1 pseudogene is annotated in these 562 nt (G+C 79.7%); it reads right to left on the reverse strand.

The window, feature by feature from the left end:
- Positions 1-562 (reverse strand): annotated as a pseudogene (locus GQS09_RS28395) (ABC transporter); the annotation flags it as partial.

The raw sequence follows: 562 nt of genomic DNA on the forward strand, positions 1-562 counted from the left end.
CAGCGCGGCGGTCAGCGCGGGCACCGCCACCCCGGCGGCGAGCAGCCCGGCCGCCAGCGCGGCACCGGCGGCGGGCAGCAGCAGGCCGGTGAAGATCACGGCGGCGAGCGAGACCACCGCCGCCCCGGCGGCGGGCAGCAGCCAGCGCAGGAAGTAGTCCTGGAGGGCGTCGATGTCGCCGACCAGCCGGGCCAGCAGATCGCCGCGGCGGGTGCGGCCCAGCCCGGCGGGGGCCAGCCGCTCCAGGCGCCGGAAGGCGCCGGCCCGCAGCCCGGCGAGGATGCGCAGCACCGCGTCGTGGCTGAGCAGCCGCTCGCAGTAGCGGAACACCGCGCGGCCGATGCCGAAGGCGCGGGTGGCCGTCACGGCGACCATCAGATGGAGGAGCGGCGGCTGCTCGGAGGCGCGGGAGATCAGCCAGCCGGAGGTGGCCATCAGTCCGACGGCCGAGCCGAGGGCCAGCGCGCCGAACCCGGTGGCGGCGGCCAGCCGGCCGCCCCGGGACCGCCCGGCGGCCCGCACGAAGCCCAGCGGCCCGCGGGCCGCCTCCGGTGCTTCGGCG

It is taken from the genome of Streptomyces sp. YIM 98790 (assembly GCF_011421595.1).
Lineage (GTDB): Bacteria > Actinomycetota > Actinomycetes > Streptomycetales > Streptomycetaceae > Streptomyces.